At 39.2% G+C, this 23,374-nt stretch carries 17 protein-coding genes; 7 read left to right on the top strand and 10 right to left on the bottom strand.

What is annotated here, in order from left to right; genetic code table 11:
* Positions 1-35 precede the first annotated feature (35 nt).
* Both EHQ47_RS05800 and EHQ47_RS05795 read right to left on the bottom strand, forming a co-directional pair.
* Positions 36-1,793 carry an acyl-CoA dehydrogenase family protein gene (locus tag EHQ47_RS05800; protein WP_135776760.1) on the bottom strand — a complete coding sequence of 586 codons (1,758 nt, stop codon included), beginning with the start codon at positions 1,791-1,793 and terminating at the stop codon, positions 36-38.
* 126 nt (positions 1,794-1,919) lie between these two features.
* Positions 1,920-3,458 carry a methyl-accepting chemotaxis protein gene (locus EHQ47_RS05795; protein ID WP_135776759.1) on the bottom strand — a complete coding sequence of 513 codons (1,539 nt, stop codon included), beginning with the start codon at positions 3,456-3,458 and terminating at the stop codon, positions 1,920-1,922.
* Between the two features lie 168 nt (positions 3,459-3,626).
* Here EHQ47_RS05795 and zigA point away from each other — a divergent pair, with 168 nt between their 5' ends.
* Together zigA and EHQ47_RS05785 are read left to right on the top strand one after the other, a co-directional pair.
* Positions 3,627-4,868 (top strand): zinc metallochaperone GTPase ZigA, encoded by a 1,242-nt coding sequence (gene zigA / locus EHQ47_RS05790; protein WP_135776758.1) that lies wholly within the window; start codon positions 3,627-3,629, stop codon positions 4,866-4,868.
* The gene (locus tag EHQ47_RS05785; protein WP_135748558.1) at positions 4,865-5,416 is read left to right on the top strand and encodes a hypothetical protein; all 552 of its coding nucleotides are present in this window, start codon (positions 4,865-4,867) and stop codon (positions 5,414-5,416) included. Before zigA ends, EHQ47_RS05785 begins: the two co-directional genes overlap by 4 nt.
* Here the strand turns inward: EHQ47_RS05785 and EHQ47_RS05780 are convergent.
* The 6 genes from EHQ47_RS05780 to EHQ47_RS05755 form a co-directional block, all read right to left on the bottom strand.
* Positions 5,406-6,212, bottom strand: coding sequence for a type II CAAX endopeptidase family protein (locus EHQ47_RS05780; protein ID WP_135776757.1), 807 nt, complete (start codon positions 6,210-6,212; stop codon positions 5,406-5,408). The two genes, EHQ47_RS05785 and EHQ47_RS05780, sit on opposite strands and share 11 nt — an antisense overlap.
* Positions 6,213-6,260: 48 nt before the next feature.
* Positions 6,261-7,823: a HEAT repeat domain-containing protein gene (locus EHQ47_RS05775; RefSeq protein ID WP_135776756.1), complete on the bottom strand. Its 1,563-nt coding sequence runs from the start codon at positions 7,821-7,823 to the stop codon at positions 6,261-6,263.
* A gap of 110 nt (positions 7,824-7,933) precedes the next feature.
* Positions 7,934-9,448 (bottom strand): di-heme oxidoreductase family protein, encoded by a 1,515-nt coding sequence (locus tag EHQ47_RS05770; protein WP_135776755.1) that lies wholly within the window; start codon positions 9,446-9,448, stop codon positions 7,934-7,936.
* Positions 9,449-9,474: 26 nt separating this feature from the next.
* The gene (locus EHQ47_RS05765) at positions 9,475-11,304 is read right to left on the bottom strand and encodes an RCC1 domain-containing protein (protein WP_135776754.1); all 1,830 of its coding nucleotides are present in this window, start codon (positions 11,302-11,304) and stop codon (positions 9,475-9,477) included.
* Positions 11,305-11,481: 177 nt separating this feature from the next.
* Positions 11,482-12,159: a hypothetical protein gene (locus tag EHQ47_RS05760; RefSeq protein ID WP_135748554.1), complete on the bottom strand. Its 678-nt coding sequence runs from the start codon at positions 12,157-12,159 to the stop codon at positions 11,482-11,484.
* A gap of 11 nt (positions 12,160-12,170) precedes the next feature.
* Positions 12,171-13,466 carry a hypothetical protein gene (locus EHQ47_RS05755; RefSeq protein WP_135748553.1) on the bottom strand — a complete coding sequence of 432 codons (1,296 nt, stop codon included), beginning with the start codon at positions 13,464-13,466 and terminating at the stop codon, positions 12,171-12,173.
* A 228-nt stretch (positions 13,467-13,694) separates the two neighbouring features.
* Between EHQ47_RS05755 and EHQ47_RS05750 the strand changes: the two genes are divergently transcribed.
* The 5 genes from EHQ47_RS05750 to EHQ47_RS05730 are packed head-to-tail and all read left to right on the top strand — an operon-like array spanning position 13,695 to position 21,351.
* Positions 13,695-14,987 carry an imelysin family protein gene (locus tag EHQ47_RS05750; protein ID WP_135776753.1) on the top strand — a complete coding sequence of 431 codons (1,293 nt, stop codon included), beginning with the start codon at positions 13,695-13,697 and terminating at the stop codon, positions 14,985-14,987.
* A 14-nt stretch (positions 14,988-15,001) separates the two neighbouring features.
* Positions 15,002-16,528, top strand: coding sequence for a di-heme oxidoreductase family protein (locus EHQ47_RS05745; protein WP_135776752.1), 1,527 nt, complete (start codon positions 15,002-15,004; stop codon positions 16,526-16,528).
* Positions 16,525-17,661, top strand: a complete 1,137-nt coding sequence (locus EHQ47_RS05740) for an imelysin family protein (RefSeq protein ID WP_135748550.1) — start codon at positions 16,525-16,527, stop codon at positions 17,659-17,661. The genes EHQ47_RS05745 and EHQ47_RS05740 overlap by 4 nt, the downstream gene beginning before the upstream one ends.
* On the top strand, positions 17,648-18,973 hold the full coding sequence (locus tag EHQ47_RS05735) for an HTTM domain-containing protein (protein ID WP_135776751.1): 1,326 nt from the start codon (positions 17,648-17,650) through the stop codon (positions 18,971-18,973). Before EHQ47_RS05740 ends, EHQ47_RS05735 begins: the two co-directional genes overlap by 14 nt.
* Positions 18,970-21,351 (top strand): TonB-dependent receptor family protein, encoded by a 2,382-nt coding sequence (locus EHQ47_RS05730; RefSeq protein ID WP_135776750.1) that lies wholly within the window; start codon positions 18,970-18,972, stop codon positions 21,349-21,351. The genes EHQ47_RS05735 and EHQ47_RS05730 overlap by 4 nt, the downstream gene beginning before the upstream one ends.
* On the opposite strand, the gene EHQ47_RS05725 is transcribed toward EHQ47_RS05730, so the two are convergent.
* Complete coding sequence (locus tag EHQ47_RS05725) at positions 21,318-22,301, bottom strand: LBF_1199 family protein (protein ID WP_135776749.1); 984 nt, start codon at positions 22,299-22,301, stop codon at positions 21,318-21,320. The genes EHQ47_RS05730 and EHQ47_RS05725 overlap by 34 nt on opposite strands.
* A 154-nt stretch (positions 22,302-22,455) precedes the next feature.
* Complete coding sequence (locus tag EHQ47_RS05720) at positions 22,456-23,346, bottom strand: LBF_1199 family protein (protein WP_135750004.1); 891 nt, start codon at positions 23,344-23,346, stop codon at positions 22,456-22,458.
* Positions 23,347-23,374 lie beyond the last annotated feature (28 nt).

The raw sequence follows: 23,374 nt of genomic DNA, 5'->3' as shown, positions 1-23,374 counted from the left end.
CGTAACAAGGAAGAAGGGGATTTGTATCGACTGGTTTATGCAGTGACTGGTGCTTTTTTCTTTCCACGAATTTTGGTTAGGTTTGCCGCAAGGATCGCTGAACTATCAAGGATGTAGGCATCCGTGATCGACTTACGATAGTTTCTTCTTTCTACCTTAGAACGACCAATGCTTCTTTCGAGTAACAAACTATTGTGGAAACGAGCCGCAGACTCTACCACTTCAAAAGCCAATTCTTCCCGAAGAGGAGTAGAATCTATTTCTGCAAATTCAGCCACAACCGATTCAAATTGTTTGAATAGATCGTTTAGTCCTTGGCTTGCTGCAAACGTAGCCATTTCCGATTTTAAGTATTCACGGTAAATTCCTGTTTCTGTCATTCCAGAAACAATCCCACCAATACAAGCTACCGTTTGGAGTTGTGTGGTTCCTTCGTAGATATTAGTGATACGAACATCACGATAAAGTCTTGCTACATCATAATCTTCTGTATAACCAGATCCACCGTGGATTTGCATAGCATCATAGGCAACAAGGTTGGCCATTTCTGTGATGTAGTATTTAGAAAGTGGAGTAAACAGGGAGGCAAGTTTTTCCCATTTTTTGAAAGATTCATCTTTTTTAATGTCTTTCTCCGAAAGGCCATTCATCTTTCCTCGTTCTTCTTTCCAACGATATTGGTCTACGGCAAAACTTGCTTCGTATAAAATACAACGCATAGCCGCCACTTCTCGTTCCATTCGTTCCAACATCTTTTTCACTGCAGTGATGTTGTTGATGGTTTTACCAAACTGAACTCTTTCTTCTGCGTATTTTTTTCCTTCGAAATAAGCAGCAGTCGCAATCCCCATCGCTTGGGCCGCAATGTTCAGACGAGCTTGGTTCATCATGGCCATAGAGTATTTGATAAGCCCTTTGCCTTCATCACCGATAAGAATTCCTGGAGAGTTTTCAAAAACAACTTCGCAAGTAGGAGAACAGTGAAGTCCCATTTTCTTTTCGATGGAAGCCACAAATACATCTTTCGAGTGCACTAAAAAGAAAGAAAGCCCACGAGCCCCACTGGTTGTGGTTCCTGTTCTTGCAAGTGTGAGAATGATGGAAGGTGCAGATCCAAAACCACAAGCATGGGTAATGAAACGTTTGGTTCCTGTGATCTTCCAAGTTCCGTCTTCACCTTTCACCGCTTTGGTTTGTAAATTAGGAAGGTCAGATCCGTAGTTTGGTTCGGTGAGAGCCATCGCCCCACAAAGTTCACCAGCTGCCATTTTTGGAACAAATTCATGGATCATTTCATCTGTTCCGAATCGTTCTACTGTTTCTGCCAGGTTCATACAACCAAGAGTGATGGCAAGAGATCCGTCCCCGCGCGATACACATTCAGATAACATCGATTGTACGACAGATGGCAATCCCAATCCACCGTAATGTCTATGGATTCCATATGGAAGAAGTCCCGCCGATTTGATTTTTTCAACGACATCTAACATAGGTTTGGGGAAAGTAACTTGGCCGTCTTTGTATTTGAGGCCTTCTTCATCCATTTGTTTGGAAACTTGGGAAATATCATTTCCCGCAATATCTCCACCTGCTTCTAAAGTAGAACGGTAAAATTCAATGGCGTCTTCATAGTTTCCAGGAGCGAACGCGAGTTCTTCCTTTCCCGATTTTTGGTATTCTGCAAAGTCTTCAAAACCTTGTTCGTATTGGTCAACTACCTCGTTCCAAGGAGTAAGGGAATCAAAATGATCAATTAGGTCATCGTTATCGTTAAAATAGTTATTGGATATCATACAGTCGGCTCCTTAAGCAGGACTTTCACTCAAAGATCAAAGAGGGGAAAAGAATTACAAATAGTTTTCCCCTCTCACAACCTGAACGAAACGGACAGCCGTTAAGTTAATGGTGTTAGACAAGGATCACTTGATCCGGTTGGCCAAACTTTGGATGTCTTCGATATGTTCGGAAAGCACTCTGGTATTTTCCGCCACCACTTGGATGGCATCTTCGATACTTTGGGCCGCCCGCATCACTTCCTGATTTCCAAGAGATTGTTCTTTGGCAATGGTTTCTAATTGGGAAGACAATTCTTTGAGTTCTTTTTGAGAATTCAAAACACGAGCATTTAACCTTTGCAAGTCGACAAACTTTTCATTAAAGCTAATCACCTTATTTTGGATTTGGTTCATTTCATTTTTTTGATTCAAAGCCATTTCATTGGCTTCTTTTGCCGAGGAATTTCCTTTCAGTAAATCTGATTTGGACTTAAGAATGGTTTTGGAAATGATACTTGCATTAGAGGCCGAATTTTCAGCAAGTTTGGCAACCTCTTGGGCAACAACGGCAAACCCACGTCCATGTTCGCCTGCCCTTGCGGCTTCGATGGAAGCATTGAGCGCCAGTAAGTTGGTTTGGTCTGCAATTTCTTTCATGATTTGGTTGACATCTTCTACTTTTTGGAAACTGGAACTCACTTCATTTAAAATGGAGTTTAAGTTTTCCATCGAATGAGTCACTAAATTACTAAACTTAGATGATTCATTGATTTGGCCTGAAATTGAATCGATCTCCACTCGCACTGATTTGACAATACCTTCTAAGGTTTGGCTTTCTTCATTTAATGTTTCGATTCGATTGTATTGGTCTTTGACAAAGGAAAAAGAGTTTTCTGTGGATTGTGCAATTTCCGTTAAAGAAGCAGAGATTTCTTCTATGGAAGCGGCTTGGTTTTGAACAAGGCCATTCAAATCATTGGCAAAAATTTTCAGTGAAGAAACAGATTCATTTAAACTTTCTCCTGTTTCTACCATTGCTTCTTTTTGTTTTTCCATTACTTTGGAATGTGTCTCCGAAGTATTTTTTCCAAGGATGGCTTCATCTCGAATGGAGATAAGAAGTCCTACCATTTTTGCAATGGTAACTGTTGCCATCACCAGGAAAAAAACTTTTACAATCTCTACAGGTAAAGAAATGGAATAAGCCAATTTATGAGTATCGTTTCGATCAACAAATTCCATTCCGGCGATTCCCGCTAACACGAGAGAACCAATTTGTACAAGAGTCAAAAGACCACCAATCACATAGGTTTGCCTCGAAGAAAAAAGAAATCCCGAATATAACAGAATAAAAAATGAAATGATATAGTTCACTCCATCTTTCAAAGCAGAAGAGGCAATGTCCAAATCAATGATACTTTGTCCGAGAGTATTGGAACCAATGAGAAGGATATCAATGAGAACAAACCAAAAGGCATGTGGATCTTTTCTTTTTTTTAAAAGTAAGAACTGAGTGAAGGCCACAACTCCATAAAAGAAAGTCGTGATAAGCATCATGATGAGTTGGTCTCTGTGGAGAGAACCAAGACTCCCAAGGATTCCTAAGATAAAAATAACAAGTAAAGTAGAACGGATGGAATTAATCGTTTTGGTAGCTTTTAGGTAATACGGATCCAATTGCATTTCTAAAGAATTTGAACTTAATTCATAAAAAGCAAGGATTTCCCTAAAATACGGAGAAATACTGAGAAAAACTCAAACCGAAAACAGATGCAACAAAATTGCGTTTACCCTTGACAGAATTTCCCTTTCAAAACAAATGCAACTATATTGCATTAAGGAAATTCATCCATGATAGAAAAAATCCCCGTGACCGTCCTCTCCGGTTTTTTAGGAGCCGGTAAAACCACACTACTCAACCACATCCTATCCAACCGAGAAGGACTTCGAGTGGCAGTCATCGTCAATGATATGAGTGAAGTGAATATTGATGCGAGGCTTGTGGCAAATGGCGGAAGTCTCAGTCGCACCAATGAGAAGTTAGTGGAGATGTCCAATGGTTGTATTTGTTGCACCCTTCGGGAAGATTTGCTGGTTGAGATCACCAAACTTGCCAAAGAGGGAAAATTTGATTCCATCCTAATTGAATCCACCGGAATTTCGGAACCCCTTCCTATCGCAGAGACATTTACCTTTGAAGATGAAACAGGAGTTAGTTTGTCTGATTTGGTCACTCTGGATTCGATGATTACAGTTGTTGATGCGGTAAATTTTTTAAAAGACTTTCAAAGCCTAGAATCCTTAAGAGAACGAGAATTAGGTGCCGGAGAGGGAGATGACCGGGACATCGTCGATTTACTAGTAGACCAAGTGGAATTTTGCAATACCATCATTGTCAATAAAATCAGTTTGTTATCGGATGAAAAAAAGAATCGGCTCCTTACCATCTTACGTTCGCTGAATGCAGATGCCGAAATTATACCCACTGATTACAGTAAAGTTCCACTCACGAAGGTTTTAAACACGGGAAGGTTTGATTTTGAAAAAGCAAGCCAGTCTCCCTTATGGTTAAAAGAACTTCGGGGAGAACATGTTCCCGAAACAGAAGAATATGGAATCAAAAGTTTTGTGTATGGAAATAGACGCCCCGTCCATCCAGAACGATTTTACAAATGGTTACATTCCGAAAAACCGGGAGTGGTTCGTGCCAAAGGATTTGTATGGCTTGCCAGTAAAATGGATTGGGTGGTGTTGTATTCCCAAGCGGGAAACTTATCTTCCTACAAACCGGAAGGGTATTGGTGGGCCAGTATTCCTGATGAAGAAATCCCAGATGATCCCGAAGTATTTAAAAATTTGCAAGCACATTGGTTGGAACCTTGGGGAGATAGGCGCCAAGAGATTGTCCTCATTGGTCGGGATATGGATGAAAAGAAACTACGTGCCTCTCTCGACAAATGCCTGCTAAGTGACAAAGAATACAAGGAAGGACCCGATGTTTGGGCAAAGTTCGAAGACCCTTTTCCAGATTGGGATGCGATGATTGCAGAGTCTGAAATTAAGTCACAAGAGCAAGAAGAATCAAACGTATGAAAGTATATTTAGGAGATATGCCGGTAGAACTTACCGGCAAAAGACCGAAGAATGGATCTAAATGGAAGGAAGATTTTCAATTAACACCTGTTTTAAATACAGATTCAAAATTTCCAAACTTAAGACGGAGAAGAGGTGTTTTTTTTATCTCAACCTTACCAAACGTAAGATCCTTTGCTTGTTCTACTCAAGTTTTAGATTTGGAACTAGAAATCAAAAAAAGGAAAATTTCAGCAAAAATCATCCATCTTGCTTCCGATGGTAAAGATTCTTGGAATGAAATTAAAAAACTTCATCCCCAATTAAAGGCTCATGGTTATAGCTTAAAAGACTGTGACCAAAATGAGATAAATATCTTAAAAACAATGTTAGGTGTCGGTGTTGTCAGTTCTAATCGCTTAGCTCATGGTCTCTTTGTGATAAAAGATGGAATGATTATTTCCAGTTTAATTCCAAAACAACAATACGGGACCCCGAATATCAAAAGATTTTTAAACAAATTACAAAGTTCAAAGCATTTCCACAAAATAGGAAAATTCACTCTATGATCTGGCGATTCACCTTGGATAGATGTCTCCATCCCGTCAATCCAAGGACAAACACTGCAAATACAACGAGTAAAAACCCAGTGATGTTCATTGTGTTTGGTTCAATGGAGTCGGAAGTAAATACGATATCAATGGTTCCATGAAAAAGAGCCACCATCAGGATACTTCCTCTTGTGGAATTATAAATCCAGGTCAAAAGAATGGCACCTGTAAACAAAGACATAAACCATCCGAAAATTCCAAACACATCCATTGCCATAAAACCGGGACGATATAAAAAAAGAGGAGCATGCCATAAGGCCCATAAAAACGTCAGGATGACTGTCGAAGACAAAGCGTTCCATTTTTTTTGTAACTTTGGTAAGGCATACCCTCTCCATCCAGTTTCTTCCCCAAATCCGTATACAATGACACTGTATAAAAAGAAAGAGACAAAACCAAACTCTGGAAATTCAGAGCTTACTCCCAATCCATCAAAACTAAATTTTGAGTTGTTGAAATAATTGATAACGGTTGCGAAAACAAGAAGGACAAAAGGACTAAAGATCGCTATGAAATACCAAAACCAATTAACCTTCCATTGAAACATTCGGGAAAGTAAATTTTTTACACCACTGTTGCCATGTTCTAGTTTGTTTAAAATAAACGTAGCGGTCAAAGGACCAAGCGCTCCCCAAGCATGATGGAAGGGCAACACTGGTAAAAAATGAATCCCGAATTTCGGCAAATACAAAGGAAGCCAAATGGTCCAAGAGATAAGGTATGCCAAAAAAAAATACAACGTTAACGATTTCAAATCATCTTTCCTAAAATCCTAAATGATAAACAAATTATCTCGAAATTATTAATTCTTTTTGGCCCATTCATTCCATTCTTTGGCTGTACGAAATTTTTCTCCCGTCACAGCCGTGAGAGCATAATAACTAAGTTTGCGTTTTTCCGCATCATCACCATTGGCATAAGTTAACAAAAGAGGAATGGATTTTTTATCTTTTCGTTTGGCAATCTCTTCCATTGCTGGCCTGTATACTTCGGCATTTTTTGATTTGGTTGCTTCCTCTATCACAAGCCTAGCTTCTTCTGTGGGAATGAGTGCAATCGTGGAAAGAATTTGCGGAGCCATTTTTGGTCTATCAGCTAACAGACTTTTGAGTTTGGGAAGACTTGTTGGATCTGCGATAGAACCAAGTGCTTCCAAAGCATATACCATTAGTTTGGCATCTCCTAAATCAAGGGCTTTGATGAGATCTGGCACTGCTTCTTTGGCCCCTAGGATTCCGAGGGCCCAAGCAGAACCATAAGGTCCTTCAGGTGCGCCCGATAACAAAACTTTTCGAAGCACCGGAACAGAAGCTTTGTCTCCAATCCAACCAAGAGCTTCTGCAAAACTATCCCGCTCCGGTGTAGATGATTTTTCTAATAATTCTTCGATACGAATTCGTCCTTCCCTATATCGTTGTCTGCCAACAATCTTTGCCGCACTTCCCCAATTTTTATTATCCTTTCCATTTAACAGACCAAAGGCTAACTTGGCTGCTTCTTTCGAAGGGATCGAACAAAGTACATCCGTAACATACAGTTTCGTTTCCGCATTATCAGAACTTAAGGATTGAAACACTTTTGTAATCACAGAAGGATTTCCAATTTCAATGAGTGCCATGGAAGCATTTTCTTTTCCTTTTCTATAAGGAAGATTCAGTGCATTTACAAGAACTTCATTGGCATTTTTTGCTTTGATTCTACCAAGTGCCAAATAAGCAGCGGCAAGAGTTGGCGATTCATCTTGGATTTTTGTCAGACTTAACAAATAAGACTCAGAAGAAGAAATTTTTAATTTCCCTAGTGCCATCGCATAAGTTTTGTCTTTTTCCCTATCTTTGTTTTTTAATGCCAAATTTAAAATCTGTGGTCCCATTGCCTTGGCTCCTATTTGCACCAAAGCATCTACAACTTGCAAACGAAGGGTAGGATTATTATCATCTAACAAAGGATAAATTCGATTTCCCACAGAGGGATCTTTCATACGAGTGAGGGCATCCAAATAAACATCTTTCGGATTTTCAGAATCCGACCACATCAAATTGGCAATGGCCGTAGACGATGATTTGTCTTTTAAATCACCGAGAGCAATGGCGGCTCCTGCACGAACACCTGGTTCTTTATCTGATAAAAGTTTTTTTAATTTTGGAATGGCAGAACGGACTTCCCGACTCCCCAACTGGATTGTTGCTTGGGACCTTGTAAAAGGATCAGAAGAATTAAGAGCTTCCAAAAGTGATTCTGTTGGCTGTTCTTCTGACACTGATTCCATGACAGGATTTGTATCCTCTTTTGTAGGAACCGGATCACAATTCAAAAAGAGGGTCAGGGTGAAAAAAAAAGAAAGAAAAATCCAAGTCTTTTGCATGCCAGACAAATTTAGAAATGGAAAACCTAACCTTCAAGTGTTAATTCGAAAGAAAAGTGTAAATTTTAAGGTTTGCACTTTTCTTTTTCTCTTAATTCCTTGGATTCGTTTTATAATGATAACAAAAATCGAATCATACTAGCACGTTCCGATACATTCAGAGCTAAAAAATAATTTTTACTTTTTTCTGCTTCCCCACCATGCCAAAGGATCGCTTCATCCAAAGTTTTTGCTCTCCCGTCGTGTAAATAACGAGCCCTTCCGTTTACTGTTCCAAAAAGCCCGATCCCCCAAAGTGGAGCCGTTCTCCACTCCGTTTCAGTTGCTTCACCATCAGATTTTCCATCACTTAATGCCTCACCCATATCATGTAAAAGAAGGTCAGTATAGGGACGAATGGTTTGGTTGCTTAGTTGGGCAAACGGAGTTTGATTTCCCGTTACTAACTTTTCCGTATGACATTTGTTACATCCTGCAAGGAAAAAATGTTTTTTACCATTTAAAATTGTGGCCGTATTTGGATTACGGCGGACTGGTACAGCAACTAATTGCATATACTTAGTAATGGCGATGATTTTATCTTCTGAAATCTCTGGGTTACCACCACCTGTTGCACCAGCACAAGAGGTCTGAGAGAAAGAACAATTTTCAGAACTTAACATGGGACTTGTGATTCCTATATCACCAGAAAAGGCGGCTGAATTTTGGCGTTTGAGACTGGGAGCATTTGCTTTCCATCCAAACCTACCAAGAGACTTTCCACTCCCAGAAAGATCCCAAATCCAATTGGGCCTTCCGGAAATTCCATCTCCATCCAAATCCAGTGGATCAGAACGGCTAAGGATATTTTCCTCTGGAACCGACTCCAAAAGACCAAGCCCTATGACCTGTTGTGTCAACCGAACAGATGTTTTGTGATTTGGGTGAAAGGGACCATAACCAAGTCCACTAAATACTAAATTTGGTTTTCTGAGAGAATAAGAGCTACCATCCAAGTATTTTCCATCGATGGTATCATATTCAAAATGTACGCTCCCTTCTGGAGTTATACCGGCAACTGCATTCGGTTGGAACTGAGTTCCATAAACTGGCTCAGGATCATTTCCTTTTGCACCAACACCTAACCTTACCAAGGTGAAAACCAAAGGATCTCCATCATCTTCCACTGCTCTTCCATTTCCAACATGGCATCCCAAACAAGAATTGGTATGAAAAAAAGGTCCAAGCCCATCTCTGTCAGGCAGACTGGAAGAAAAACCGGCAGTCCATGGAACTTCAAATACTGCTTGGCCCACAGTAAATTCGGAGATTGTACTCAATGGTGAATTTTTTCCGAACTGTAGAAAGGCGCGTGCATCTGTCACAAAACTTGTCATCGCCTTTCCACCTGAAAGTTCCTCTCCTTCTTCATAATCCCAAGAGTTTCGATTGGTTTGAACCAACCCAAGTAAGGCCAAACAGGAACCATCTTCACATAACTTTTTTTCTTTCTCACATCCCATAACAGATGAAGAACTAACAAAGTCAGATAAACCCACTCCCGTTGGACATGTATTTGATTCTACAAATGCACATCCAAAATAGAAAGAAAATGAAAGAAAGGATAGAATTAAAAATTTAATCATTTGCACCAAAAGAAATTAAACATCAATTAATCGGGAATGGTAAGAAAAATTGGTGTTGTGGCGGCCCAAGTTTCTTGGAGATCGGCACGACCGATGGAACCTTTAAAGTTCCAACCCCAACCATACAAAGATCCTGACTTTAAAATTGCAAAATTATGAAGCGCTCCACATCCAAAGTATTGGATGTCCCGAACACCAACAACGATGTCTCCCGGAGTATACAACTTTGCCGGAGTGGTAAGGCCTGTTCCCAAATTTCCACTGGAATTAGCTCCCCAACCTTTTACCGTTCCGTCACTTAGAATGGCAAAACTTTGTGTTCCGTTTGCCCATACAGAAACCACATTGTATAGCCCTGTCACAAGTGTTGGGGTTGGAACAGGAGATGGAGACCCAGTCCCACCAATCCCTAATTGCCCACTGGCAGCAAGTCCCCAAGAATATACAGTCCCATCTGTTTTCAGTGCAAGGATATGATCTCTACCATTGGCAATATGAACTATCCCCGATAAGGAAGAGACTTTTTTAGGAGTTGAGTTTACTTCTGTTGAAGTGCCAACCGCTCCATCTCCTAAATTCCCATACTGGTCTCTACCCCAAACATACACGTCACCTGACTTTGTTAAGGCTGCAGAATGTTCTGCTCCTGCAATCACTTGGATCACATCATTTGGAAGACCAGTCACGTTCACCGGGTTTGCTGAATAAGTTCCAGTTCCACCAAATCCATTTCCTAATTGGCCAACAGAGTTTAATCCAAAACTAACAACCGTTCCATCAGACTTTAATACCAATGCATGGTCGTAACCATAAACACCCATTACGGCATTGGTAATTCCCGGAACTTTTCTTGGAGGATTTCTAGGCCCAGCATCAGCAGCTGCCGCTTGTAAGTCTCCGGTATTTCCCATACCCAATTGGCCACTGCTATTGGCTCCCCAAGTCCAAACAGATCCGTCTTCTGTGATTGCAAGAGAATTGTTCTGATTGAATCCAATGGATGCGACACTAGAAATAGTTGAAAGTTTCGTGATAGTCGGATTGGTAAGATCACCTGTAGAAGTTCCGGTTCCTAATTGTCCAAAATTATTTCTTCCCCAGGTGTATAGGTTTCCATTCACCACATAACCAGAGTGAGAACCTCCAGCCGCAATTCGATTTCCAAAATATGTTAGAATTGTTTTTTTAGCAGAAACACCTGCTTCATTTGTACAATGGATTTGGATTTTGTTTGCACCAAGTACTGGTTTGACGGAAAGAGAAGAAGTGACCTCCCCTTTACCAACATTGAAATTATTTTTTTCTGTTTTGTTTTGTAAAACTTGGCAAGTTAAAGAATCAGAAGTTTTTACATTCAAAGTTAGATCATAGGTTTTGACGATGCTTCCATCTTTGGGAGAAAGGATTTCAAATTTCGATCCGACTTGGCGATCGTTGGCAAGAGCTACGAGAAAAATTTTGTCAGTCAAATGAGAGACATCTTCAATGGAAGGTTCTAAGTTTTCACTAGAAGAGAGCTTAAACGATCCAAGTAGTTTCCCACTAGAATCCTTTACTAAAATCTCATAGGTACCGGAGCCTAATGATAGTTGCCAACCTCCTGTTTCCGAAGTATTGGCAAGAGAACGTGAGGTAGAGGCTCGAAGGTTGGCCGAAGTGGCAATCTCCAAACTAGCATTGGAAATGGGACTTCCGGCCCCATCGGTAAGAGTCCCTGAAATGGTGGAAAGGTTTAGGCTAAAACCAAGTAAAGCAAGAGCACTCGGGTCAACCTCTTTCGATTTGCACTGAGCTACAAAAGTTAAGCTGAGACAAACAAACAAGATGGATCTGAGGAAATTTCTGTTTTTGTTCATAGAATCTGTTCTCCAAAGAGGGTCGACCAAGTACTGATACCGAGTCTCAAATTCATCTATTTTTTGAACGTCGTTCCTGTCAAGCACAGAGAGAAATTTCACATCGAAGGGAGCAGATAAAAAAAAAAGAGGACGGGCTGTCCTCTTTTTAGAATTCATTTTGGTTAGGAGAGAGATTTATGAGTTCGGAACTTGGTTTCTCACCTCTTTTAGATTTGTGAGTTCTTTCTTCCAAAGTTTTAAATCATTTTCTGCTGAAACCTTTACATCACCAGAAGGATGTTTGTTTTCCATCCAATACTCAACCATTTGGATTCTAGATTCCAATTCGTTGATCTTAAAATCGAAATAAGCTTTTTGGGTTTTGGCAGAAGGTCTTTCTGTAGCACCTGGTTCTTCTGATGATGGTTTCTCTGACCATTTTTCTTTGGAAATGGAAGCTGAAATACTGGCATCCATTGCTGTGAATGAATCCAACATTTCCAAATGTTCCTTCTCTTCTGACTCGGTCATTCGTGATCTGATTTCACGAGGAATGTAGAAATTTTTTGGATATTTGGCCGCAAAATCCCTCCATTCTTCTTTGATCTCTTCTTTACGATTTGGTTTTTTCTCCAAAGCAAACGGCCAAAGTACCTCAGCCTGTGCCAATTCCAATTCTTCTGGATTGGGAGCGTCGGCAAACTCCGGATCGTCAAACAACGACTTGGCGTGACTTTCCGAACTTCCGAAATCGGAATCGGTGACTTCTACTTGTTTGTTTGTTTTATGAGCGGAAAATTTCCACACCACAAAAGCAAACACTACCAAAAGAAATCCACAAACCGAAATGATACCTATAAACCGCTTACTCATCGTTTAACCTCTTATGTAAAGATAGAAATTACCCAAGAAATTGCCTGACCAAAGATGTTCTCTGTCAGGAATTTTTTCAAGTCCACTGGGTTTCTGTTGAGTGAGTCATAATACCACGCAGTGTATTCACTTACTTGTGGGATTGCATATCCATAACGAGTGTTAATTGCTTTGATCAACTCGTTAGCAAATAGTGAATGTCCATACATATTTGGGTGAACACCATCTAAACCGAAAACACCTGGTTGGTTAGGAAGCGGCCAATTTGCTCTCGCGTTTCCAGGAGACCAACCAGATTCGCTACGAATCGGTCTTCCGTTTTCTTTTAAATCATCAAAAATCACGCGCAAATCAGCAACAGCAAATCTCATAGTTGCAGCTTGTGCTTTGATTTCGTTGTTCAACATATTAAGGAAGGTAGAAATTGTTGAGATCTCATTTGCATCCAATACTTGGTTTGGATCAGAAACAGAGTTTCTAAAGAATGCTTTGAGTCCTGTATAGTTAGCACGTCCATTTGGATCGTTATATTTTTCAAGGAAGGCAATCGCTGTTACGTTTGGAACTGTAAAGAGAACTCCCCCTTGTAAACTTCCCATAGCAGACATTCTGCGGAAAAATTCACGGATATCTCTTTTGAATCTAGTTTCATCCAAACAATCTGTGGATGTATGGAGGGCAGTACAAAGAACATGGTTAGCACCAGCAGAACCAAATAGGAAAGTAGGTTTAACTTTTTCCATTACTTGGGCTTGTGTGCCAGCATCACGAAGACCAAACCTGTGGAACTTGTCTGGTTCTTTACAATCTGCGACTGTTACCCAACGGTATGTATACCAATACCACTTCGCCCAGTACCATTCTTTTTCTTGTTTGGTGGCAGTGATGTCTTCACATTTACCGGAAGTTTTTAAGAGACTAGTATACTCTGCTCCCGTAATCCCTGCGTGAGTGGGAAGAGAAACAGTGGACTGATTGCCCCCAATGATACTCTCCGCAATACAGAAAATACCGCAGTCCCATTTCAGAACATCTTCTAAGTTAACGAAAGGTCCTTTCAAAACATTGTAAGAAACGGAAGCACCTGCTTGTTTGCTCACAAGGACAGGATAAGCCCAATCTTGTGTTTTTTTCTCTACGGTGACCCCGAAGAAACCTTGGCTCAGGGAATCCCCTACGACTCCCACACGTTGGAACATTTGACTTTGTGTCTGCGCAGAAAGTGATCCTGCGAAAACCAAGGACAATGCCAATCCTAGAATTCTATTTGTGTTCATATTTCCTCCCAATCGGAACATTTTTAACATATTTTGAACAATTGCCACATAATTAAGGCTTTTTGAACAAGTGTCAAATAATTTATTTCCGAACCGTTGAGATTTTTTGAACAAAGTTCATCGAATGATCAGAAGTTAGCACTCTGATAAATATCAACCCAAGGGAAAAATAAAACCATTTGCTCTCAAGACTGGCTTTACGAACGTTGTTTAATTGACAATGAGAACTAATCTCATTTTCAAGGAGAGAACCCTACTATGAAGTCGATGCGAAATCTTACTTTCGTACTTTCACTTGGCCTTGTGCTAAATTATTGTACTCCCGAATCTGAAAATTCGGAAGCCGGACTTTTGGCTGCTCTTGCTCTTGCAGGCAGTGCGCCAAACCAAGCTGCATTTTTGGAAACCTATTCCCAAATTGCTTTCCAAAACTATAGCGATGCTCATACGGATGTGGTTGCCTTCAGACAAAAGGTGACAACTTTTGCTGCAAAAGCATCCCCTACCCTAACTGAACTCAATGAATTAAAAACTTACTGGAGAAAGGCAAGACGGAGTTACTTACAAACGGAGATCTTCCGTTTTAGCCAAGGCCCCATTGACAATCCTAGCCTTACTGGAGGGGTAGAACTAGAACCTCTCATGAATGCTTGGCCTTTGGATGAGGGTTATATCGATACAGTGGTCTTAACAGGCACTATCACAAAACAAGGATTAATTGATGCAAATGAAGGAGATTGTTCTGGTGGAACCTGTCCTGATGGAGATACAGCAAAAAACATTTCTGTCGGTTGGCATGCCATCGAATATCTGTTATGGGGTGCGGATGCAGCAAATAACTTCACTCCGGGAAATTCCATCACCCAAACCAACTTCACCACTGCCAATGGAGCAGGAAATGCTGCGGCAAAACGATCCGCCTATCTACTGTTTGCCACAGAAATTCTGGAAGCTCACCTCCTTCAGTTGAAAAATGCATGGGATCCTTCTTTATCTAATTCCTATGTAACCAAATTCAAAACAAGTTCCACTTCTTTTGAGAATATCCTTCGCGGAATTGCTCGTTTTTCTGGTGGAGAATGGGGTGGAGAAAGGATGACGGGAGTCTTCGGTGGAGAACAGGAAGAAGAACACTCTTGTTTTTCAGACAATACAAAAGCTGACTTTTATTACGATGCCAAAGGACTTGATAACCTTTATAATGGTTCTTATACAGGTTCAAAAACCATCACAGGATATGGACTCAAAAACTTACTTGGTGGTGAATCCAGTTATATTGGCGAACGAATTGGTACAGCCGAACTATTCTGTTTGAATGAATTCACAGAAGATGTTTCCCAAAACCAAGCTTGTAATAGTTCCATCATTTCCAGTCGTTTCGATCGGATGATTGCCACAGTCAATGTATCTGGTTCAGCAACTGAAAATGCAGACTATAACATCTTTCGCTATCAAATCCAACCAGCAGTACAAGAAATAGCAAAAGCAATGCAAAGAGCAGCTGCAAACTACGGAGTCTCCATTGGAGATGATGGATTAGTTCTCGAATAAACCAAAATATAAAAATGAAATCAAAACACCTTATCCTACTGACAAGTATCATCTTAATTTTTTCTTGTAAAAAAAAATCAAACGATGATGAAACCAATGCTCTTATACTTGCCGCACTTATATCTTCTCCTCAATGTTCTGCCGGAGATCTTTTAAACGATCCTTGCGAACAGTTCAGTGGTGGAGACACCACAACATTTGATTCTACTGAGTCTGCTTTTGATTTAGAAGCAGCCAATGTGGTGGATTCCAAAAGATCCATCGATTTCCAAGATGGAAACGCTAACTTCAATCGCACCTGGCTACCTTCTGGAAACTCTTCAGTTGCAGGACTTGGTCCTGTGTTTAACAACCGTTCTTGCCAAGGTTGTCATGTCAAAGATGGACGTGGAAGACCACCAGCAGACGGAACTAGTTTATCATCGATGCTCATTCGATTGAGTATTGCCGGTACCAATCCTACAACTGGTGGCCCAGTCGCTATGACCAATTTTGGAACCCAATTGAATACAGAAGGAATTTTGGAGTTTGGATCGGGAACACAAATCCCAAAAGAAGGAACTGTCACCATTACTTATACGGAAGAACCAGGAAGTTTTCCCGATGGAGAAACGTATTCACTTCGTAAGCCAAGTTATACGATCACTTGGAACGTGGGAGGAGGAGCGACACAAATCAATGTCGCAAATCCTGGCCAACCCTATCACCCAACTAGTAACCCATCAGGTTCTTATTTTATCTCTCCAAGGACAGCACCAATGGTTCCCGGACTTGGACTTTTGGAAGCCATTCCCGAAGCCACCATACGTTCGTTTGCTGATGTTTCCGATTCCAACGGAGATGGAATTTCAGGTAAACCCAATCTTGTTTGGGACACAACCCAAGCAAAATCATTCTTAGGACGGTTTGGATGGAAAGCAAACCAACCCAACTTAAACCACCAAAATGCCAGTGCTTTCCTCGGTGATATCGGCCTCACAACTCCAGTGTTTCCTTCGGAAAATTGTGCCACAGGACAAACACTTTGTTCTGCCAGTCCGACAGGAAATGGAACCAATCCAGAAATTTCCAGTGATCGTTTGGCGCGTGTGACTTTCTATACAAGTTTAGTCAGTGTTCCTGGACGTAGAGGTTGGAAAACGGAAGATGTCAGAAAAGGAAAAGAATTATTTATACAAATTGGATGTTCTTCTTGCCATATCCCAAGAATCAAAACAGGAGACCACTCTATCCAAGAAGTAGCAAACCAAGAAATACGACCATACACTGATTTACTATTGCATGACATGGGAGATGGCCTCAGCGATTCTAGATCCGATTTTTTAGCAACAGGAAATGAATGGAGGACCACTCCTCTTTGGGGACTTGGCCTTATCGAAAGAGTCAATGGCCACGAACTTTTATTACATGATGGTAGAGCAAGAGGTATTCAGGAAGCAATTCTTTGGCATGGCGGTGAAGCGGAACAAAGTAAAAATAATTACAAAGTTTTACCAAAAGAATCTAGAACCAAAATCATTAGTTTTCTTAAATCATTATGAAGCGAATTAAAAGTTTTCCAAAGTTTTTTATATATGGGTTCTATATATTTTTATTTAATTGTGGAATCCAATCAGATGGTGCTTCCAAAAAAGCACAAATTTTAGGTTTGGTTGATAGTTATTTAAAAACCTATACAACTTCTAGTTTGCTTCTGGATATTTCTAATAACTTAATTATCCCCAAGTATACAAACTTAGATAACAAAGTATTGGCCTTACAATCTGCTGCGACCACTTACGTCGCCACAACAGATACCACAAACCTAAACCTTGTTAAAAATGCTTGGATCGAGGCAGATTTAGCCTACCGGCAAATTGAATGGGCCTATTTTGGACCAGCATACATCCCCTATAATGTATATCTGTATTTAGATAGTTTTTCAAAATCTTTCCCGATTGATCCAACATCCATAGAATCAAAAATTACATCCAACTTAGCTCCGAATGGTCTTCGAGTGGATGGATTGGATGCAGTAGAATATCTCCTTTTTAAAGACAATGCCACAACCACCAACACAGCGTTTGGTGATGCAAACAGGAAAACCTACTTAACCAAACTGATCCAAGACATCAAAACACAAACAGGGTTACTTATTTTCCATTGGGATAAATCAAGAAGTTCATCTTTTTATTACTCTTTTACCAATGCAGGGAAAGGAAGCCGGGAGTATCCAAATACAAAAGATGGACTAACCGAACTGACAAACCAAATGGTATTTTTTTGCAATACCATGGTTGATATCAAAATTGCAGAACCATCAGGATTAAGGGTTACAAATTTAGGTGTCAAAGATATTACGAAAGTAGAAACACCATACGCAAATTTATCTTTAGATTCTTTATTACAAAATCTCCAAGGTTTTTCTGATATTGGGGATGCCGGTTTGTATAAATTTTTAGCCCTAAGAAGTGACACTGTGGTTCCGAGATTACAAGAACAAATCAAAATCACTACCGCTTCTGTAAATTCTGTAAAAACAAAATACGGAACCCTACAGAATGCAATCACTACAGGAAACCAAGACGTTGAACTGATGCTAGGTGATTTTAAAAGGCTACGAGTGCTCATTAGTACTGAACTCATCAGTGCACTTGGCGGAACCATTGGAGTTAGTTCAAATGACGGTGACTAAATATTTATCCAAACCTGTTCCTTCATTATCCCTCCATTTTTTTCGCATTGGGTATGGTTTTGCAACGACCATCTTAATCATTCGATATTTTTATTTTGGATGGATTCATTCTTATTTTATTAAACCAACATTTTTTTTTAAACACTTTGGTTGGGAATGGATCCACCCACTACCGCCCATATTTACTTATCTATTGTTTGTCATTTTACTTTTTTCTGCCCTTGGGATTTTCTTGGGGTACTTTTTAAGATTCAATCTGTTCGTTTTTACGATTGGTTTCACTTGGTTTCATTTTTCAGATGCAACAATCTACTTAAATCATTATTATTTAATATCCTTACTTGGCTTTTTACTTTGGTTATCTCCTGTTACCAAATCCAATCTACCTATCCTTCAATGGAAAGAATGGATACCAAATGTAGATCCGATACCTAAATTGTGGTTATATACTTTTCGAATTCAAATGGGGCTTGTTTATTTTTTTGGAGGAGTTGCCAAACTCCAACCAGATTGGCTGTTTGAAGCTCTGCCTTTAAAATTATGGTTGTACCAATCGGAAGGAAAATTGCCAATCATTGATCCCATCCTTGGACTCCCGGTCACTGCATTTGTTTTTTCTTGGATTGGATTACTATTTGATTTATCAATCCCCTTCCTTTTGTGTACAAAACGATTTCGTTTTTATGCATGGCTTGTTGTATTATTTTTCCACTCCTTCACATCGTTTCTGTTTCCCATTGGAATCTTTCCCATTGTGATGAGTCTTTCTTCTCTGATATTTTTTGAACCAAATTGGCCTAAAACATTTCTAACAAAATTTCTGAAGCTGAATATAGAAAACGATATTTCTAAATCTTCCGTAATACCCCAAAAAAGAGAAACACAATTTGGATTTAAAGAATATCTGCTCATCACCTATCTCACATTACAGATTACAATTCCTTTCCGACATATTTTTTACCCTGGACAAGTCATTTGGACAGAGGAAGCAATCAAATTTTCATGGCAAGTGATGGTAGCAGACAAAGTTGGCCGAGTCGTCTTTTTTGTTCAGAACAAACCAATCGATCCCAAAGAAGAACTAACCGAATACCAATACAGAATGATGACCATCCAACCAGAACATATCTTGCAGTATGCCAAACATTTGCAAAAAAAAGGGATGGAACTCACCGGTGCCAAAGACGTACCAGTGTATGTTCAATCGGATGTATCAATCAATGGGAAACCGGCTAGGCCGCTTTTTCCACCTAACGAAGATTTAACAAAAATCAATGTAAATTTTTTCCCTTTAAAAGGACTCCTTCGATGAATTTTTATCAATTACGCACAATTTTATTTTTATATCTGATCTTCACTTGGAACTTTGCCATTTTTTCTCAAAACAATACGGAAGAGCAAGAATCAAAACCTCAAAAAAATGAGGGGATTCATGTCATTGGTAACAAAAAAGAAGACTTAAAAAAAATTCCAGGTTCCGCCTACATCATTGATAAAAAGTATTTAGAAGAGGCCTCACCCACTGATCCCATGGAGGCTTTACGAAGATCTCCAGGTGCCAGTGTTCGTTTCCAAGATGCGGCTGGACTCACACCAAATATTGGTTTTCGAGGTGTGAGCAATGAAGAATCCAGAAAAACTTTAATTTTAGAAGATGGAATCCTTACCTCACTCTCACCTTATGGTCAACCAGAAAGTTATTACTCTCCATCCATCGAAAGAATGGAACGAATTGAAATCATCAAAGGTTCAGGTTCCATTTTATTTGGACCAAACACAATCGGTGGGATCGTAAACTTTGTCACCAAACGTCCGCCAGTCGAATCAACTTTTTATACAAAAAATGTGGGTGGAGAAAACGGATACCTATCCACTTACAATTCTTATGGAAAAAGTTTTGGATCCAGTGCATTCGAAGTATCTTTACTTAGAAAACAAGGAAATGGATTTCGTAATTACCAAAATTTTGATGTGACTGAAGGTAACGTAAAATGGATTCAAGATTGGAACGAAAATCATAGTACGACGATTAAGTTAGGATATCATGTCCAAAATGCACAGTCAACTTATCTAGGTCTTTCACAAGGGCTCTTCCGGATGGATCCTAAAATCAATCCAGCCGAATATGATGAAAAACAATTAAACCGAGGCCAATCAGTTATTTCCCACAATTGGAAATTATCTGATGAACATACACTCATTATACGGGGATACTTTTCGCAAGCAGAACGAAACTGGGTCAGACAAGATTTTTTATCTGGGAAATCTGCAACAGGTGGTTATCTAAATGCTCCACTAGATACACTTCGCACGTATTCTCCTGGGATCATCGGGAATCGACCAGGTGATACAATTTATATGCGTGAATCGTATATTAGCCGAGATCAATCTTTTATGGTGGGAGGGGTGGAAACAAAACTAGAATCTAAGTTTTCTACGTTCGGACTCAAACATGAAACAGACCTTGGTGTTAGAGTCCATGGTGAAAATAATTTAACTCAAACCAATGTAAAAAAAACCGACGATCCTTTAGGTTATCTTTCTAAAGCAATCATCCAAGAAGAATCTCTTTTAACAAATTTGGCACAACCTTCTTTACCAAACTTCAATCTCAATCGACAAGAAAGGAAGATAGAAGCTTTTTCTACTTACTTTCAAGACAGAATCCAAATCTCAGAAAACTGGAAACTCATTCCAGGTGTACGTTATGAAGAAGTGAGACAAAAAGCCATTACGACAAGAAGACAAGCGACCCAAGAAGATTACAGACTTGGAGCCGTTTTGCCAAATGATGTTTCCGTGAATCGTAGAAGTTCCAGCGAATCAAGGACTCATATCATCCTACCTGGGCTTGGGATTACCTATGATATTACAAAAAAGTTTATTTGGTTTTCAGGTGCTCACAAAGGATTTTCACCTCCTACGTTTGGAACCTCCTTTAGTCCCCAAGGAAACGATTATCGCCTAAAACCAGAAACATCTACAAATTATGAAACTGGAATCAGAGGAGATATCACTTCCTATCTTTATACAGAACTTGTTGGATATAAGATGTATTTTCGCGACCAAATCATTAACGTAAATGAAGTTGGCGGTGAAAACGGAATAAGACCAGCAAACACTGGTTACTCAACACACACTGGAGGGGAATCTGTCATTGTCTGGGATCCGGCAAAAATGCAAAAGTCAGAATGGAGAGTTCCTATCGAGTTTATTTATTCTCGTATTGAAGCAAAGTCGAGAAGTTTCAATCCATTCCCAGTTTCCCAAACAAGCGACGGAAAGGAGACAATTGAAATTTTGCCTGCTTATACCACCAACAACTACCAGTACATTCCAACAGACACAACGGGAAATTATTTGCCTTATGTGCCAAAAGAGACAATCACTACTGCTGTTAGTGTTTCTTCTCCCCAAGGATATTATGGTCGATTGGAATACCAATACATTGGGAAACAATATTCCGATTTACTCAACACCAAGGATGAATCAGAAGATGGCAATAAAGGAGTCATACCCAAGGTAGAATTATGGAATACTAGTTTAGGGTATCGATCCCCAGATAAATGGTCTGTGTTTATCAATGCAAAAAACATTCAGGACAAACAATATGTATCGGGACGTTTACCAACAGGAATTCAACCAGGACCCTTCCGTCAGATCAATGTTGGGTTCACTTTGGAGTTGTAAACTTCCGCAACATCCAATACATTTGATTGCGGATAATTGACAGGACAAGAAAGGATAGAGGAAAATTTAGTTTCGATTTTTCCATTTGAATCAGACAATCCAACAAATTGACAGATGATATCCATTTCTTGTTCATCAACTATCACTTCTCGTATCATTAAATATTCAATAAAATCGAGTCGATCCGAAACATCAGCGATAAATAGTCCGTCTCTGAGTATGTCCGTCAATCGATTGACATTTCTTCGACTTGGAGTTTTTTCTCTTTCTTCTTTCGGAGAGAATTCTCGTAACTTCGCATTGGCATACTCTTCCCACCTATGAATTGTTTTGAGATTATTTTCTAATTGAAACAAAAATCCAGGAACTGATTCCTTTTTATCAAAAACAACTAACATCCGCAAGTATTGGTATAAATTTGGATTACGATACAAAAGACGTTTGCAATGAATGGAATCAATTTTTTCAAAAATACGAAGAAATGAGTCTGTATTTTGATCTCCAGACTCTGCGATTGAAGATTCAAAATACTCTTCCCATTGTTTAGCATTTAGGTTACTGAGTAAGTTCAATTGAAATGTTACGTCCTTTTCAACCATAGGTTCATTCAGCAACAATTCTAAACTTTTCTCTGAACTAATGATTTTTGCCCAAATAGAAAAATAATAATCAGGAGTGATATTTCCCGTTTTAATGTATTTTCCAAATCCATAATACACAGCCTTACAAATCAAATTGACAGGCATGGCGGAATGGTTGATTAACTCCTTTAAAACGTCTTCTTCCCGGAGAATCCAACAATAACTACAAAAATACTCTACGAGTTCATCTACTTCAAAAAGGATTTCTAAATATTCATGAAGATTTGGTGTCGTTAAAAGAAATTCAAACGATTCCTTAGCATGTTGGGGTGAGCTCTTTTTCCAAAAATCATAAACCAAAACTTCCATTCAATCCCCCCTAAACCCTCACATACCAGGTGACGAAAGAAAAAGAAGAGTTTTTAAAAAAGATACTTTGAATTAGAAGAAAAAAAAGAAATTTTCTAAAAAATGGAAAATTCGAGTAAAAACCAATCAATTGGAATGGTTTTAAATTCTAAGGTTAAAAGTATTTTCCCACCCGATCATAGTTTGCAAGTGCCGAAAGGATAGTCGTTTCCTCCCAATCATCAAGAACAGCCCCATTTCCACTCAAGTAAGCCAAAACATCCGGACGGTCCGGAGAAGGGAGTTTTTTTAATTCTCGCAGAACAAGAGATAAACGATCGGGATTCCTTTTATTCGGTGCAAGTTTCCCTTCTGATTGAAAATCAAATTGTTCACGCAATTGTTGGCAAAATGTTTCCCAAATATGTATGGAATCCAAAATCGACTCCAATCGAATTCGATTTTCTTTTTCTTTAGGAGATTGTTCAGCTATTTTTTTTTTGCCAGATACCATCATCATTCTTAAGTAATAATACAGTGTATGACTATTCAAAAGTATTTTTCTAATTTCATTTTCTCTAAGATTAGAAAAAATACCAAGCAAGGCTTGCATTGTCATATTATTTTGTTCTAATATATCAAAATAAGCTTCCCATGTTTGTGGATCTAAATTTGACAATAGATGAATTTTTAGAGTTGGATCTCGGTCCATTTCCTCTGCAAGAGATAAAATTCGCAAACTTTGTGCAGAATCAAAAAGAGATCTAATTTGTAAAAAGTAAGAATTGGAATCAAAATTTCCGGTTAAAAATTGTTTTCCATATCCAAAATAAATAAACTTCATTAGAAGTTCTGGTGTTAGGTTTTCGTCATTTAAGAAACGTCGTGAACCTTCTTCGGAACGAAGAAGCCAAAGGTATTCGAAAACCAAATCACAAAACTCTTCTTCTGCCATCATATGGTCAGCTAAAGATTTTAAGTCGGTTCCCTGTTCTACAGATTGAAAGAAATCTAATAATTCATTTGGAGATGCATTTTTCCAAAATTCAGATGCTTTCCATCGCATACCAATTTATAGATGTTAAAAACTAAGT

This window comes from Leptospira bourretii, from assembly GCF_004770145.1.
Taxonomy (GTDB): Bacteria; Spirochaetota; Leptospiria; order Leptospirales; family Leptospiraceae; genus Leptospira_A; species Leptospira_A bourretii.
The sequence above is the reverse complement of the archived record's forward strand: the minus strand, read 5'-3'. Positions and strand labels throughout refer to the sequence as shown.

Coding starts and splice junctions, on each gene's coding strand:
- EHQ47_RS05730 (WP_135776750.1), top strand. CDS start 18,970: ATGAATTTTTATCAATTACGCACAATTTTATTTTTATATCTGATCTTC.
- EHQ47_RS05785 (WP_135748558.1), top strand. CDS start 4,865: ATGAAAGTATATTTAGGAGATATGCCGGTAGAACTTACCGGCAAAAGA.
- EHQ47_RS05725 (WP_135776749.1), bottom strand. CDS start 22,301: ATGGAAGTTTTGGTTTATGATTTTTGGAAAAAGAGCTCACCCCAACAT.
- EHQ47_RS05800 (WP_135776760.1), bottom strand. CDS start 1,793: ATGATATCCAATAACTATTTTAACGATAACGATGACCTAATTGATCAT.
- EHQ47_RS05755 (WP_135748553.1), bottom strand. CDS start 13,466: ATGTTAAAAATGTTCCGATTGGGAGGAAATATGAACACAAATAGAATT.
- EHQ47_RS05760 (WP_135748554.1), bottom strand. CDS start 12,159: ATGAGTAAGCGGTTTATAGGTATCATTTCGGTTTGTGGATTTCTTTTG.
- EHQ47_RS05795 (WP_135776759.1), bottom strand. CDS start 3,458: ATGCAATTGGATCCGTATTACCTAAAAGCTACCAAAACGATTAATTCC.
- EHQ47_RS05720 (WP_135750004.1), bottom strand. CDS start 23,346: ATGCGATGGAAAGCATCTGAATTTTGGAAAAATGCATCTCCAAATGAA.
- EHQ47_RS05735 (WP_135776751.1), top strand. CDS start 17,648: ATGACGGTGACTAAATATTTATCCAAACCTGTTCCTTCATTATCCCTC.
- zigA (WP_135776758.1), top strand. CDS start 3,627: ATGATAGAAAAAATCCCCGTGACCGTCCTCTCCGGTTTTTTAGGAGCC.
- EHQ47_RS05740 (WP_135748550.1), top strand. CDS start 16,525: ATGAAGCGAATTAAAAGTTTTCCAAAGTTTTTTATATATGGGTTCTAT.
- EHQ47_RS05765 (WP_135776754.1), bottom strand. CDS start 11,304: ATGAACAAAAACAGAAATTTCCTCAGATCCATCTTGTTTGTTTGTCTC.
- EHQ47_RS05770 (WP_135776755.1), bottom strand. CDS start 9,448: ATGATTAAATTTTTAATTCTATCCTTTCTTTCATTTTCTTTCTATTTT.
- EHQ47_RS05745 (WP_135776752.1), top strand. CDS start 15,002: ATGAAATCAAAACACCTTATCCTACTGACAAGTATCATCTTAATTTTT.
- EHQ47_RS05750 (WP_135776753.1), top strand. CDS start 13,695: ATGAAGTCGATGCGAAATCTTACTTTCGTACTTTCACTTGGCCTTGTG.
- EHQ47_RS05775 (WP_135776756.1), bottom strand. CDS start 7,823: ATGCAAAAGACTTGGATTTTTCTTTCTTTTTTTTTCACCCTGACCCTC.